This is a genomic window from Pseudomonas brassicacearum (genome assembly GCF_918698105.1).
In the GTDB taxonomy this organism is placed as follows: domain Bacteria; phylum Pseudomonadota; class Gammaproteobacteria; order Pseudomonadales; family Pseudomonadaceae; genus Aquipseudomonas; species Aquipseudomonas brassicacearum_F.
The window spans coordinates 1-13173 of the sequence record NZ_CAKKMI010000121.1; the positions used below are offsets into that span (position 1 = coordinate 1).

Below are 13173 nucleotides of genomic sequence, written 5' to 3' on the forward strand. Positions count from 1 at the left end.
GGGAGGGGGTGGGCAGCATCATTGAAAACCTGCGGTCCGTCGTGGCCCCGCGCCTGGACGCTTGCGGCCCGGCGGAAATGCGCGGCCTGCTCGATGCCTTGAGCGGGCGCTTCGTGCCCGCCGGCCCCAGCGGTGCGCCGAGCCGCGGGCGCCTTGATGTGTTGCCCACCGGGCGCAACTTCTTCTCGGTGGACGTGCGCAACCTGCCCACCACCACGGCGTGGCGCATCGGTTTCCAATCGGCGAACCTGATCCTTGAGCGGCACTTGCAGGACCACGGCGACCATCTGCGTCAGCTCGGCCTGTCGGTGTGGGGCACTGCCACCATGCGCACCGGTGGCGATGACATCGCCCAGGCCATGGCGTTGATGGGCGTGCGCCCGGTGTGGGCCACCGGCAGCCAACGGGTCGATGACTTCGAGATTCTGCCGTTGAGCCTGCTGGACCGGCCTCGGGTCGATGTCACGCTGCGCGTGTCCGGGTTCTTCCGCGATGCTTTTGCCAACCTGATCCGCTTGTTCGATGCCGCGGTACAGGCCGTCGCCGCCCTCGATGAGCCGGATGACATGAACCCGTTGGCGGCCAAGGTGCGTGGCGAGCGTGAAGCCCTGCTGGCATCGGGTCTGGAGCCGGAGGCCGCGGCGCGCCAGGCCGGTTGGCGGATCTTCGGCGCCAAGCCCGGTGCCTATGGCGCGGGCGTGCAGGGCGCGATTGACGGTCGCTTGTGGCAGAGCCGCGAGGATCTGGCCGAGGTGTACCTGAACTGGGGCGGTTATGCCTACGGCGCCAGCGATGAAGGCACGGCCGGCCGAGAGCAATTCTCCCGGCGTTTGAGCCAGGTGCAGGCGGTGTTGCAGAACCAGGACAACCGCGAGCACGACCTGCTCGATTCCAACGATTACTACCAGTTCCAGGGCGGCATGCTGGCGGCGGTCGAGACCCTCAGTGGTGATGCGGCGGCCAGTTACCATGGCGATCACAGCCAGCCAGACTTGCCCAGGATCCGCACCCTGAAAGAAGAGCTCAACCGCGTCATCCGTTCCCGCGCAGCCAATCCAAAGTGGATCGACGGCGTGAAGCGGCATGGCTATAAAGGCGCGTTCGAACTGGCGGCGACGGTGGACAACCTGTTTGCCTTCGACGCCACCACCCGATTGATCGACGATCACCAGTACGCCTTGCTGGCCGATGCCTACCTGCTCGACCCGGACACCCGGGATTTTGTCCGCCAGCACAACCCCGACGCCCTGCGGGACATGACCGAGCGCATGCTCGAAGCGCAGCAGCGGGGGATGTGGCAGGCGCCGGGCGAGTACCGCGAGGCGCTGGAGAATTTGTTGTTGGACATAGAAGAAGATGGCTGATGAACCTTTGTGGCGAGGGAGCTTGCTCCCGCTGGGTTGCGAAGCAACCCCAAAAGCCGTGACTCAATCCATCTGTCAGACCGAGGCGCCCGATTCGGGTCTGCTACGCAGCCCAGCGGGAGCAAGCTCCCTCGCCACAGGGGACTATCGAACACTCATGAGATATTCAACATGACCCACACCCCGCATTTCCCGCTCTCCGCCGTGGTCGGCGCCGATGATCTGAAACTGGCCCTGTGCCTGGCCGCGATCGATCCGAAAATCGGCGGTGTGCTGATCGAAGGGCCGCGGGGGATGGCCAAGTCCACGTTGGCCCGGGGCCTGGCGGACCTGCTGGCCAGCGGTCAGTTTGTCACCTTGCCCCTCGGTGCGACCGAAGAGCGGCTGGTGGGCACCCTGGACCTGGACGCAGCGCTGGGGGAAGGGCGCGCGCAGTTTTCTCCCGGGGTGCTGGCCAAGGCCGACGGTGGCGTGCTGTACGTCGATGAAGTGAACCTGTTGCCCGATCACCTGGTGGATTTGCTGCTCGATGTGGCCGCCAGCGGTACCAACCTGATCGAGCGCGACGGCATTTCCCATCGGCATCCGGCGCGCTTTGTGCTGATCGGCACCATGAACCCGGAAGAGGGTGAGCTGCGTCCGCAGTTGCTCGACCGTTTTGGCTTGAACGTCGCCCTTGACGGTCACACTGCACCGGCTGAACGCGGCCAGATCATCCGGCGGCGGCTGGATTTCGACAGCGATCCGCTGGCGTTCTGCGTGGCGTGGGAGACGGCCCAGCAGCATTTGCGTGAACGTTGTCAGCAGGCGCGCGAGCGCTTGACCGGGATCGCCCTGGACGATGCGGCGCTGGCGCAGATCACCGAGCGCTGCTTTGCCGCCGGGGTCGATGGCTTGCGCGCCGACCTGGTCTGGCTGCGGGCGGCCCGGGCCCATGCTGCCTGGCGCGGGGCTGCTGCAATTGCCGATGAAGACATCGATGCGGTCGCCGAGTTTGCCTTGCGGCACCGGCGGCGTGGGCATTCGGCACCGGCACCGGCACCGGCACCGTCCCAGGCGCCGACCGGCGCGGAAAAAATCACTGAACCGAACGAAGGCCAGGGCCAGTGGGGGGACCTGCCGGCCCGGGCATTGCCGACCGGTGCCCGGCGTGACGTGCCGAGCTGGCCAAAAAAGCCCTAGGCATTCGCCCCCGTTCACCGGCGGGGGCGAATGCCAGACCCCGTGCCGGACGACTCGACCAGGGCCGCCAGGGCCGCAGCAAAGCGGCGGCCAGCGGTGTGGTGAACTGGCCGGGGACATTGCTCAATGGCCGGCCACGTTTGCGTGAGGACCTGCGATGGCATGCTCGCCATCGCTCGCCCCATGAGCTGTGGCTGGTGATCGTCGATGCCTCGGCCTCGACCCGGCGTCATCGCGCCTTGAGTGACGGCAAGGGCCTGCTGGCGCAGTTGTTCGACGACGCTTACCGCCAACGCGCCCGCCTGGCGCTGTTGACGGCCAGTGGCACGCAGCCGAACTGGCAGGTGCAAGGGCTCAAGGCCTCGGCCGGTTTGCGCGACTGGCTCGATGGGCTGGGTGCCGGTGGCGGAACGCCGTTGTTGGCGGCGCTGGAGGAGGCCGGGCGCTGGCTGGTGGCCCGGCGCAAACGCTACCCGGCGGAGCAGCAGCGAGTGTTGGTGATGACCGATGGGCGAGTCAAGGAAGGGCTTTCACCGCCGTTTCTCGATTGTCCGTGCCTGTTGATCGACATCGAAAGAGGCCCGATCCGCCTGGGCCGGGCCCGGCAGTTGGCGGGGCGGTTGGGGGCTGAGTATCGGCATATCGATGAGACCACTTGAAATGCTCTTTGACTGTGAAAGCCTCATCGCGAGCAAGCTCGCTCCCACATTTGGTTTCGCTGTGCACACATAACTGATGAACACCACAGCCCCCCTGTGGGAGCGAGCCTGCTCGCGAAGGTATCACCTCGGTCCCGGATCTGCCCCCTCAACCCCGCATCACTGCACTATGCTCAGGCAGCCCCCTCACAGGAGTGAACCATGCGCATACTCGTCACCAACGCCCAGGACGATTTTCGGGTCAAGGCCTATGCCGGCACAAATGGCGTGCTGCTCGCCATGGACCTGGCTGAATCAAGGCGCCAGGGGCTGCTGGGCTTTGCCATCGAGAAGCAGCACAGTGACAGGCCCTGGCTGTTCCTGTTCAACAGCCTGACCTTCCCCGACAAGGCCCACACCTTTCCCCAGTTCCACGCCACCCCCAGCGACAAGGCACCGTTGCAGAAATTTCGCTGGGCCGACTATGCGGTCAACCCCGGCGTGACGATTCACTACCGCGTGCACCTGGCCTACGGCAGCCCCGATGCACCGCAGTTGGGCGAATCCCTGGCCGTCACCGTCACCAGTGACGACGGGCAGCCGGCCAACCAGCAGGTCATCTTCAACCGTGCGGTGGCCGCCAGCCAGGCGTTCCAGCGCAAGTTTCCTGAAGTGGATGCGTTGCTCGGCGCCAACAAGCACCTGTCCATCGATGACTGGCCCGACGCTCCGCGTCGCTGGCTGGAGAATGGCCTGCTGGGACGCCTGATCGGTTTTATCGACCGGGCGCTGGATGCCAACTGGGCTCTGGATGTCGCCATTTATGAATACGAACTGCCGGTGATCGTCGACGCGGTGAATGCCGCCCATGCTCGCGGTGCGAAGGTGCGGGTGCTGTATCACGCCGAGCCGGGAGACGACACCACGGCGCGTAACGAAGCCAGCCTCGAGAACATGCCGGCGGCCAACAAGCGTGGGCGAATCACCCACAACATTTTCCACAACAAGTTCATTGTGCTGAGCAAGGTGCAGGCCAGCGGCGCATTGCAACCCGAAGCCGTGCTCTGCGGCAGCACCAACTTCACCGCCAACGGCGTCTACCGCCAGGCCAACGTGGTTCATGTGTTGGACGACCCTCGGGTGAGTGGCAGCTACTTCCAGGTGTTCGAGCAAATCTGGGCCGAACCCCAGGACGTCGGTGCCACTCGCCAGTGGCTGACTGACCACAATGCCATGGCTCCACAAGAGGCGTTGTTCGCCGGGTTCTCGCCGCGCACCGGGGAGGGCGACCTGGATCGCTTCGTCGACATCATCAAGGGCGCGCGAAAGGACCTGCTGTTCGTCACCGCCTTTGTGTTGCCCGAGCGCATCCTCGACGCGGTACTCGGCCAGCCTAATGACGACGTGCTGCGCTACGGCCTGCAAAACACCAAGAGCCGCATCACCGGCTTTCATGCCGACCGCACCGCCGAATTCGCCGCCACCGCGCTGCTCAACACCGGCCTGGAAGGTTGGCTCAAGGAGAACATGAAAGGCCAGAAGGGCAACCTGCTGGTGCACACCAAAGCCATCGTCACCGACTTCACCAGCGATACACCGACCATCATCAGCGGCAGCCACAACCTGAGTGCCGCGGCCAGCAGCGGCAACGACGAGAACTACCTGATCATCCAGGGTGACACCGACCTGGCCGACCGCTACGGGCTGGAACTGCTACGTTTTTATGAGCATTACCGCTTTCGCTACTTCGCGAAAAAACTCGCCCTCAAGCAGGTCAAGCCGCTGGCGGTGGACGACAGCTGGAGTGATGACTATTACCGCGAGGGGGATTTGCGGATGTTATCCAGGGTGAGGTTTTGCGGGCGTTAGGCGCAGCAGGTATCCAGTGCTAGCATAGGGCCATCTATTGGCCAGGAAGCTGCCATGAAACTCTGCCACGGAACGTCCGCTTTACTTCGCGCCTGTGTCGCGATCCTGTTGTTGGCCCTGGGCACTTCGGCCCTTGCCGCCAATCAACCGTGTTCCGGGCGCAAGGGCGGTATTGCCGGGTGCGACGGCGATACCTTCCTGTGCAACGACGGCTCCATCAGCGCTTCGAAAAAGTCCTGTTCCGCTGTGCTGGGGCTTCGGAACGAGGCCCGGCCGCAGTCGTTGCTCAAGTCCACTGACGGTTGCCAATGTGGCAGTGGCAATTATTGCGTCGGTCCCCGGGGTGGGGTCTATTGCCTCACGCCTGGTGGCAGCAAGAGCTACAAGCGCAAATAGACCGGGCGCACCACCGAACAATGGTAGGAACGAGCTTGCTCGCGAGCGCGTCAGGTCGGTGGGTATCCACATTGGCTGACCCCGCTATTGAAACGTTGCCCGCATCCTCATCAGCGCTCGCCCTCGGTCGGTGGTGCATAAAGTCTGGAGTCGCTGCCGCAGCCATTTCACGTCATGGCGTATCGGGCGATGCGAGCGCCGGGGCTTTGTCCGGCCGATGTGTTCGGCAAAATTCTGCATCAGCGAGGGTTGGTCACCAATGCCCTTGAGCTTGCGGCACAACTTCCCATCTTTATAAAACAGCACGGTCGGTGTCCCGCTGACTTCCGGGTGCCGGGGCGATTCGTCGGTGCTCAACTTGTAGATGATGGCTCGATCCTGGAAGGCCTCGGCCACTTTGCAGAACACCGGTTCGGCCCAGCCGCAGGCGTAGCAGTGTGGATGGCCAAAATAGAAGACCACTGGGCGCCAGGTCCTGAGGGCCTTGCGGTAGTCCTTTTGTGCCGCTACGTGAGTGATGAGCGAACTCATGACCAGCTCCCTTGTTCCTTGACGGTGAAGGAAACGATAAGGAGCCTGGCCAGGCTTCGCTACTGTCAGAGTTGACAGGTGAGCGGCTCCGTTTCGGTGCGAAACGGATCGGCAGTACGCCGTTTGGGGCCCTGGTACCCGATCGCCGTAGCCAACGGTAGCAAGCGAACAAGCCCTCCCTGGGCAATCCTGGATATGGATGGTTTTCCATCCCATTGATTTCCTTGACCTTCCATTTTTCTCACCCGCGCGTTGCAAGCCTGTGGCACACTTTCTGCTGTCTATTCCGTTGTTACATACCATGTTCCGGTATAGCGGAATAAACTCACTCTGGAGTGCTTGCCATGCAACGCCGACCTTCCTTGTTTAAAGCGTGTGTTTTTCTCTTCGTAGCCACGACGGCTGCCATGGGGGTCGCTCAGGCGGCCGACAGCAAGCTGGACAGCGTGCTGCAGCGGGGGAAATTGATCGTGGGCACGGGCAGTACCAATGCGCCGTGGCACTTCCAGGGAGCGGATGGCAAGTTGCAGGGCTTTGATATCGATATTGCGCGGATGGTCGCCAAGGGCCTGTTCAATGACCCGGAGAAAGTCGAGTTCGTGGTGCAGTCTTCCGATGCGCGTATCCCCAACCTGTTGACCGACAAGGTCGACATGAGTTGCCAGTTCATCACCGTCACCGCCAGCCGCGCCCAGCAAGTGGCGTTCACCCTGCCGTACTACCGCGAAGGCGTGGGCCTGCTGCTGCCGGGCAACAGCAAGTACAAGGAAATCGAAGACCTCAAGGCCGCCGGCGACGGCGTCACCGTGGCCGTGCTGCAGAACGTCTACGCCGAGGAATTGGTGCATCAGGCGCTGCCCAAGGCCAAGGTCGACCAGTACGACAGCGTCGACCTGATGTATCAGGCAGTGAACTCCGGCCGCGCCGATGCCGCCGCCACTGACCAGTCCTCGGTCAAATACCTGATGGTGCAGAACCCTGGCCGCTACCGCAGCCCGGCCTACGCCTGGAGCCCGCAAACCTACGCCTGTGCGGTCAAGCGCGGCGACCAGGACTGGCTGAACTTCGTCAACACCACCTTGCATGAAGCCATGACCGGCGTGGAATTCCCCACCTACGCGGCGTCGTTCAAGCAGTGGTTCGGTGTCGAGCTGCCGTCGCCAGCGATCGGTTTCCCCGTTGAATTCAAATGACCCTGTGAGCCCGGGGCGCCCCTTGCGGGCGCTCCGGCTAAGGTACTGCCGACCATGAATTATCAGTTGAACTTTGCCGCCGTCTGGCGCGATTTCGACACCTTGCTGGCGGGGCTGGGCCTGGGGCTTTCCCTGGCGCTGGTGTCGATCGCCATCGGTTGCGTGATCGGCCTGGCGATGGCGTTCGCGCTGCTGAGCAAACATCGGGTCTTGCGGGTGCTGGCGTCGGTGTATGTCACGGTGATCCGCAATACGCCGATCCTGGTGTTGATCCTGCTGATCTACTTTGCCTTGCCAAGCCTGGGCATCCGCCTGGACAAGCTGCCGTCGTTCGTCATCACCCTCTCGCTTTACGCCGGGGCCTACCTGACCGAAGTGTTTCGCGGCGGACTGTTGAGCATTCACAAGGGACAGCGTGAAGCCGGGCTGGCCATCGGCCTGGGCGAGTGGCAGGTGAAGGCCTACGTCACCGTGCCGGTGATGCTGCGCAACGTGTTGCCGGCCTTGTCGAACAACTTCATTTCGCTGTTCAAGGACACCTCCCTGGCGGCGGCGATTGCCGTGCCGGAGCTGACCTATTACGCCCGCAAGATCAACGTGGAGAGCTACCGGGTGATCGAAACCTGGCTGGTGACCACGGCCCTGTATGTCGCGGCCTGTTACCTCATTGCCATGGTGCTGCGCTATTTCGAGCAGCGCCTGGCGATCCGCCGTTAGGAGTGTCCCATGTACGAATCCCCCAGTTGGCTGCATGAGTTATGGGTTGCCCGCGACACCCTGTGGAGTGGCTTCTTGACCAGCGTGCAGTGCTCGCTGCTGGCGATTGTGTTGGGGACGTTGATCGGCCTGGTCGCCGGGCTGGTGCTGACTTACGGTCGGACCTGGATGCGCGCGCCGTTTCGTTTCTACGTCGACCTGATTCGCGGCACGCCGGTGTTCGTGCTGGTGCTGGCCTGCTTCTACATGGCCCCGGCCCTGGGCTGGCAGATCGGCGCGTTCCAGGCCGGCGTGCTGGGCCTGACGCTGTTCTGCGGCTCCCACGTGGCCGAAATCGTGCGCGGGGCCTTGCAGGCGTTGCCTCGCGGGCAGATGGAAGCGAGCCAGGCCATCGGCCTGACGTTCTACCAGTCGCTGGGCTATGTGTTGTTGCCCCAGGCGTTGCGGCAGATCCTGCCGACCTGGGTCAATTCCTCCACCGAGATCGTCAAGGCCTCGACCCTGCTGTCGGTGATCGGCGTTGCCGAACTGCTGCTCAGCACCCAGCAGATCATCGCCCGGACCTTCATGACCCTGGAGTTTTACCTGTTCGCCGGGTTTCTCTTTTTCATCATCAATTACGCCATTGAATTGCTTGGGCGGCACATTGAAAAGCGGGTGGCCTTGCCATGACTGACGTTTCGAATCTCTCCAATACGAATCTCTCCAATACGAAGCTCTCCAACAAAGAGCTCTCCAACACCCAGCCGCTGCTGGACATTCGCGGCTTGCGCAAACAATACGGCCCGCTGGAAGTGCTCAAGGGCGTGGACCTGAGCATGCAGCGCGGCAACGTGGTCACGCTGATCGGCTCCAGCGGTTCGGGCAAGACCACGCTGCTGCGCTGCGTCAACATGCTGGAAGAGTTCCAGGGCGGGCAGATCGTGCTCGACGGCGAGTCCATCGGCTACGACGAGATCGACGGCAAGCGTGTGCGCCACGCCGAAAAAGTCATCGCCCGGCACCGGGCCATGACCGGCATGGCCTTCCAGCAATTCAACCTGTTCCCGCATTTGACCGCGCTGCAGAACGTCACCCTGGGCCTGCTCAAAGTGAAAAAGCTGCCCAAGGATGAGGCCGTGGCCCTGGCCGAGAAATGGCTGGAGCGGGTGGGCCTGCTGGAGCGGCGCGATCACTTTCCCGGCCAGTTGTCCGGCGGCCAGCAGCAGCGCGTGGCGATTGCCCGGGCGATTGCCATGAACCCCAGCCTGATGCTGTTCGATGAGGTCACTTCGGCTTTGGACCCGGAACTGGTCGGCGAGGTGCTGAACGTGATCAAGGGCCTGGCCGAAGACGGCATGACAATGCTGCTGGTGACCCACGAAATGCGCTTTGCCTTCGAGGTCTCCGACAAGATCGTGTTCATGAACCAGGGCCGCATCGAAGAGCAGGGGCCACCCAAAGAACTGTTCGAGCGGCCGCAATCACCGCGCCTGGCAGAATTTCTCAAGAACACGCGTTTTTAACTTTTCATTCAATAAGGAGATAACCCATGAGCATTACGCGCTACGGCACCGGCAGCATCGCAGGTGGCGGTCAGCCACGGCCATTTGCCCGCGCTGTGGAGGCCGATGGCTGGCTGCACGTGTCCGGCCAGGTGCCGGCGGTGAACGGCGAGATCATTGTCGGCGGGATCGTCGAGCAGACCCACCAGACCATGAAGAACCTGGTCGCCATTCTCGAAGAGGCCGGATATGGCCTGGAAGATGTAGTGCGCTGCGGTGTTTGGCTGGAGGACCCGCGGGATTTCTGGAGTTTCAACAAGGTCTTCGGCGAATACTTCAGCCCGGAACACGCCCCGGCCAGGGCCTGCGTGCAGGCGAGCATGATGGTTGATTGCAAGGTCGAGATTGATTGTGTGGCCTACAAGAAAAAAGGCTGAACACGATATTCTGGCGAATTCGCTTCTGTGGCGAGGGAGCTTGCTCCCGCTCGGCTGCGCAGCAGCCGCAAGAAGTTGGGCCTGCTGCGCAGGCCAGCGGGAGCAAGCTCCCTCGCCACAATAAAGATACATGCGATTATGGGTGAAATTTCAGGAACCAAAGACATGACCGAAGACACCATCAAACGCCGGGCCCGGGGATTGGATCGGGCGTTCGATATCCTCGATTTCCTCAAGGAAATCGGCCAGCCGCTGCGCCCGAACGATATTGCCAGCGGCATCGGCAGCCCCAAGTCCACGGTCTATGAACTGGTGGCCTCGCTGCTGGAGCGGCGCATCCTCGAGCCGGTGGGCAAGGACGGCCATGTCTACCTGGGCCGCCAGTTGTATTTTCTCGGGCAGGCGCACCTGCGGCATTTCGATTTGAGCCGCGAGGCTGACCAGGCCTTGCAGGACATCGTGAGCCAGACCCGGGAAACGGCGCAGATGTGCCTGCTCAACGGGCGCAAATACACCGTCGCGCTGATGAAGGAAGGCGAGCGGCATTTTCGCATTTCATCGGACATCGGGGAAAACGCGCCGATCCCGTGGACGGCGTCCGGGCGCCTGCTGCTGGCGCATTTGAGTGACCAGCAGATCGTCGACCTGATCGACCCCGACGACTTCGTTTTGCCGGACGGCGAGCGCCTGCCCCTGGAGCAGTTCCTCAAGGAAATCCGCCAGGCCGGCCTCGATGGGTTTTTCTCCTTCGACAGTGTCGCCGACACCTTCACCCACTGCTTCGCCGCACCGGTCAAAGACCCGAGTGGCGTGGCCATCGCCACCCTGTGCATCGTCGCCCCGCGGGCCGACGCCAAGAACAATTACGCCGACTACCGCCGGGTGCTGATCGAAAGCGCCAACCACCTGGCCCGTCGCATCAATGAATAGACAGCAACGGCACTAGCGGCCGTGTGCGAGGAGTTCGAACATGCCTTCCGCCATCCTTAATGCCGGCGTCGAGAAGGGCGCCGCCACCGTCGGCGCCCACCTGCTACGGGACGTCAGCCTGCCGGCGCTGGTGCTGCATCGCGCGGCGCTGGAGCACAACATCCGCTGGATGCAGGATTTCGTCACCAACAGCGGTGCCGAACTGGCGCCCCACGGCAAGACCAGCATGACGCCGGCGCTATTTCGCCGGCAACTGGAGGCCGGCGCCTGGGGCCTGACGCTCGCCAGCGCCGTGCAGACCCGTGCCGCTTACGCCCATGGCGTGCGCCGGGTGCTCATGGCCAACCAATTGGTGGGTACACCGAACATGGCGCTGATTGCCGACTTGCTCGCCGACCCGGCGTTCGAATTCCACTGCCTGGTCGATCATCCGGACAACGTCGCTGACCTGGGCGCTTACTTCGCCTCGCGCGGTGTACGGCTCAACGTGATGATCGAGTACGGCGTGGTCGGCGGTCGTTGTGGCTGCCGGACCGAAGCCGAGGTGTTGGCCCTGGCCGAGGCGATCCAGGCGCAACCGGCGCTGGCGTTGACCGGCATCGAAGGCTACGAAGGGGTGATCCACGGCGACCACGCCATCAGTGGCATTCGTGCGTTCGCGGCGTCCCTGGTGCGGTTGGCGGTGCAGTTGCAGGACAACGGCGCGTTCGCCATCGAAAAGCCGATCATCACCGCCTCGGGGTCGGCCTGGTACGACCTGATCGCCGAATCCTTCGAGGCCCAGAATGCCCACGGGCGTTTCCTCAGCGTGCTGCGTCCCGGCAGCTACGTGGCCCATGACCATGGCATCTACAAAGAAGCGCAGTGCTGCGTGCTGGAGCGCCGCAGCGACCTGCACGAAGGCCTGCGCCCGGCGCTGGAAGTCTGGGCCCATGTGCAATCGCTGCCGGAGCCGGGTTTCGCGGTGATCGCCCTGGGCAAGCGCGACGTGGCTTACGACGCCGGCTTGCCAGTGCCGCTCAAGCGCTACCAGCCCGGATCGGACGCGCTGGCGGGTGACGATGTGAGTGGCTGCAAGGTGACGGCGGTGATGGACCAGCATGCGTTCATGACGGTAGCGGCTGGAGTCGAGTTGCGGGTCGGGGACATTATTTCGTTCGGTACTTCACACCCGTGCCTGACGTTCGACAAGTGGCGGGTGGGGTGCCTGGTGGATGAGCAGTTGCGGGTGGTCGAGAGCATGGAGACGTGTTTCTAGCCTTTAGACCGAGTTGTGGCTATCGCGGGCAAGCCTTGCTCCCACACTGATCGACTGTGAACACACAATGGGTGTTTACCCAAGATCCCCTGTGGGAGCGAGCTTGCTCGCGATAGCGGCCTGCCAGACACCGCTGAATTATCAGGATCATCCATGAGCAACCCCAAACCCCGCATCGCCCTGATCGGCGAATGCATGATCGAACTGCAACAACGCGCCGACGGCAGCCTGCTGCAAAGCTTCGGCGGCGACACCCTGAACACGGCGGTGTACCTGGCTCGTGCCTTGGGCGACAGGGGCGCGGTGGATTACGTCACCGCCCTGGGCGACGACAGTTTCAGTGACGCCATGTGTGAAAACTGGGCTGCGGAGAACATCGGGCTGGAGAGGGTCCAGCGCTTGGCTGGACGCCTGCCGGGTCTGTATTGCATCCAGACCGATGCGGCGGGCGAGCGGCGCTTCCTTTACTGGCGCAACGAGGCGGCGGTGCGCGATTGTTTTACCACCCCGGCCGCCGGGCCGATCCTGGCTGCGTTGCTGGATTACGATGTGCTGTATTTCAGCGGCGTCACCCTGGCGGTGCTCGGTGAGCAGGGGCGTGGCAAACTCATCGAGACCCTGGTCCAAGCGCGTCGGCGCGGGGCGCTGGTGGTGTTCGACAATAACTTCCGGCCCCGGCTCTGGGCCTCGATCGACGCGGCACGGGCGGCCTATCGCAGCGTCTTGCCCTATGTGGAGCTGGCGCTGCTGACCGTAGAGGACGAGCAGGCATTGTTCGGGCATGCCGACAGCGAGGCGGTGTTCGCCGCCTATGCGCAGCTCGGCACGCCCGAGGTGGTGCTCAAGCGCGGTGCCGAGGCCTGCCTGATTCGTTGCGACGGCCAGTCTTATGAAGTACCTGCCCTGCGGGTCGAGCGCGTCGTCGACACCACGGCGGCGGGGGACTCCTTCAGCGCCGCGTACCTGGCGAGCCGTTTGCTGGGCGGCAGCCCGGTGGAGGCGGCCGAGGCCGGGCATTTGTTGGCGAGCCGGGTGATCCAGGTGCCGGGCGCGTTGATGCCCAAGGACTGACATCCCTCTGGAAATCAAGCTATGCCTTTGTGGCGAGGGAGCTTGCTCCCGCTCGGCTGCGCAGCAGTCGCAAAAATGGGCCTGCTGCGCAGGCCAGCGGGAG

The 13173-nt window shown here is 63.3% G+C and carries 14 protein-coding genes; 13 read left to right on the forward strand and 1 reads right to left on the reverse strand.

Features of this window, described 5'->3' with window-relative positions; all coding sequences use genetic code 11:
* From LQ215_RS28065 to LQ215_RS28085, 5 genes are all read left to right on the forward strand, one after another.
* Window positions 1-1364: cobaltochelatase subunit CobN (locus LQ215_RS28065; protein ID WP_230153521.1), on the forward strand; the 1364-nt coding region annotated here is incomplete at its 5' end.
* 171 nt (window positions 1365-1535) lie between these two features.
* A complete protein-coding gene (locus LQ215_RS28070; protein ID WP_230153522.1) occupies window positions 1536-2546 on the forward strand; it encodes an ATP-binding protein in 1011 nt (336 codons plus the stop codon).
* A gap of 101 nt (window positions 2547-2647) precedes the next feature.
* Complete coding sequence (locus tag LQ215_RS28075; RefSeq protein ID WP_356642862.1) at window positions 2648-3205, forward strand: vWA domain-containing protein; 558 nt, start codon at window positions 2648-2650, stop codon at window positions 3203-3205.
* 201 nt (window positions 3206-3406) lie between these two features.
* Window positions 3407-5053, forward strand: a complete 1647-nt coding sequence (locus LQ215_RS28080) for a phospholipase D-like domain-containing protein (protein ID WP_230153523.1) — start codon at window positions 3407-3409, stop codon at window positions 5051-5053.
* A 54-nt stretch (window positions 5054-5107) separates the two neighbouring features.
* Window positions 5108-5449, forward strand: coding sequence for a hypothetical protein (locus LQ215_RS28085; RefSeq protein WP_230153524.1), 342 nt, complete (start codon window positions 5108-5110; stop codon window positions 5447-5449).
* Between the two features lie 84 nt (window positions 5450-5533).
* On the opposite strand, the gene LQ215_RS28090 is transcribed toward LQ215_RS28085, so the two are convergent.
* Entirely contained in the window at window positions 5534-5980 is a 447-nt protein-coding gene (locus LQ215_RS28090; protein WP_230153525.1) for a thioredoxin family protein, read from the reverse strand.
* Between the two features lie 344 nt (window positions 5981-6324).
* Here LQ215_RS28090 and LQ215_RS28095 point away from each other — a divergent pair, with 344 nt between their 5' ends.
* From LQ215_RS28095 to LQ215_RS28130, 8 genes are all read left to right on the forward strand, one after another.
* Window positions 6325-7173 (forward strand): transporter substrate-binding domain-containing protein, encoded by an 849-nt coding sequence (locus tag LQ215_RS28095; protein WP_230153526.1) that lies wholly within the window; start codon window positions 6325-6327, stop codon window positions 7171-7173.
* A 54-nt stretch (window positions 7174-7227) separates the two neighbouring features.
* Window positions 7228-7890 (forward strand): amino acid ABC transporter permease, encoded by a 663-nt coding sequence (locus LQ215_RS28100; protein ID WP_018608019.1) that lies wholly within the window; start codon window positions 7228-7230, stop codon window positions 7888-7890.
* Between the two features lie 9 nt (window positions 7891-7899).
* Window positions 7900-8562, forward strand: a complete 663-nt coding sequence (locus LQ215_RS28105) for an amino acid ABC transporter permease (RefSeq protein ID WP_230153527.1) — start codon at window positions 7900-7902, stop codon at window positions 8560-8562.
* Entirely contained in the window at window positions 8559-9395 is an 837-nt protein-coding gene (locus LQ215_RS28110) for an amino acid ABC transporter ATP-binding protein (RefSeq protein ID WP_290369181.1), read from the forward strand. Before LQ215_RS28105 ends, LQ215_RS28110 begins: the two co-directional genes overlap by 4 nt.
* A gap of 26 nt (window positions 9396-9421) precedes the next feature.
* The gene (locus LQ215_RS28115; protein ID WP_230153528.1) at window positions 9422-9811 is read left to right on the forward strand and encodes a RidA family protein; all 390 of its coding nucleotides are present in this window, start codon (window positions 9422-9424) and stop codon (window positions 9809-9811) included.
* Between the two features lie 165 nt (window positions 9812-9976).
* Entirely contained in the window at window positions 9977-10741 is a 765-nt protein-coding gene (locus tag LQ215_RS28120) for an IclR family transcriptional regulator (protein WP_230153529.1), read from the forward strand.
* A 40-nt stretch (window positions 10742-10781) separates the two neighbouring features.
* Window positions 10782-11999: an amino acid deaminase gene (locus tag LQ215_RS28125; RefSeq protein ID WP_230153530.1), complete on the forward strand. Its 1218-nt coding sequence runs from the start codon at window positions 10782-10784 to the stop codon at window positions 11997-11999.
* 153 nt (window positions 12000-12152) lie between these two features.
* Window positions 12153-13070 carry a sugar kinase gene (locus LQ215_RS28130; protein ID WP_230153531.1) on the forward strand — a complete coding sequence of 306 codons (918 nt, stop codon included), beginning with the start codon at window positions 12153-12155 and terminating at the stop codon, window positions 13068-13070.
* The last annotated feature ends 103 nt before the right edge of the window (window positions 13071-13173 follow it).

What these genes read in the sequence shown, in the direction of transcription:
- LQ215_RS28120 (WP_230153529.1), top strand. Translation starts at nt 9,977, where the DNA reads ATGACCGAAGACACCATCAAACGCCGGGCCCGGGGATTGGATCGGGCG.
- LQ215_RS28090 (WP_230153525.1), bottom strand. Translation starts at nt 5,980, where the DNA reads ATGAGTTCGCTCATCACTCACGTAGCGGCACAAAAGGACTACCGCAAG.
- LQ215_RS28125 (WP_230153530.1), top strand. Translation starts at nt 10,782, where the DNA reads ATGCCTTCCGCCATCCTTAATGCCGGCGTCGAGAAGGGCGCCGCCACC.
- LQ215_RS28095 (WP_230153526.1), top strand. Translation starts at nt 6,325, where the DNA reads ATGCAACGCCGACCTTCCTTGTTTAAAGCGTGTGTTTTTCTCTTCGTA.
- LQ215_RS28080 (WP_230153523.1), top strand. Translation starts at nt 3,407, where the DNA reads ATGCGCATACTCGTCACCAACGCCCAGGACGATTTTCGGGTCAAGGCC.
- LQ215_RS28105 (WP_230153527.1), top strand. Translation starts at nt 7,900, where the DNA reads ATGTACGAATCCCCCAGTTGGCTGCATGAGTTATGGGTTGCCCGCGAC.
- LQ215_RS28070 (WP_230153522.1), top strand. Translation starts at nt 1,536, where the DNA reads ATGACCCACACCCCGCATTTCCCGCTCTCCGCCGTGGTCGGCGCCGAT.
- LQ215_RS28100 (WP_018608019.1), top strand. Translation starts at nt 7,228, where the DNA reads ATGAATTATCAGTTGAACTTTGCCGCCGTCTGGCGCGATTTCGACACC.
- LQ215_RS28085 (WP_230153524.1), top strand. Translation starts at nt 5,108, where the DNA reads ATGAAACTCTGCCACGGAACGTCCGCTTTACTTCGCGCCTGTGTCGCG.
- LQ215_RS28110 (WP_290369181.1), top strand. Translation starts at nt 8,559, where the DNA reads ATGACTGACGTTTCGAATCTCTCCAATACGAATCTCTCCAATACGAAG.
- LQ215_RS28115 (WP_230153528.1), top strand. Translation starts at nt 9,422, where the DNA reads ATGAGCATTACGCGCTACGGCACCGGCAGCATCGCAGGTGGCGGTCAG.
- LQ215_RS28130 (WP_230153531.1), top strand. Translation starts at nt 12,153, where the DNA reads ATGAGCAACCCCAAACCCCGCATCGCCCTGATCGGCGAATGCATGATC.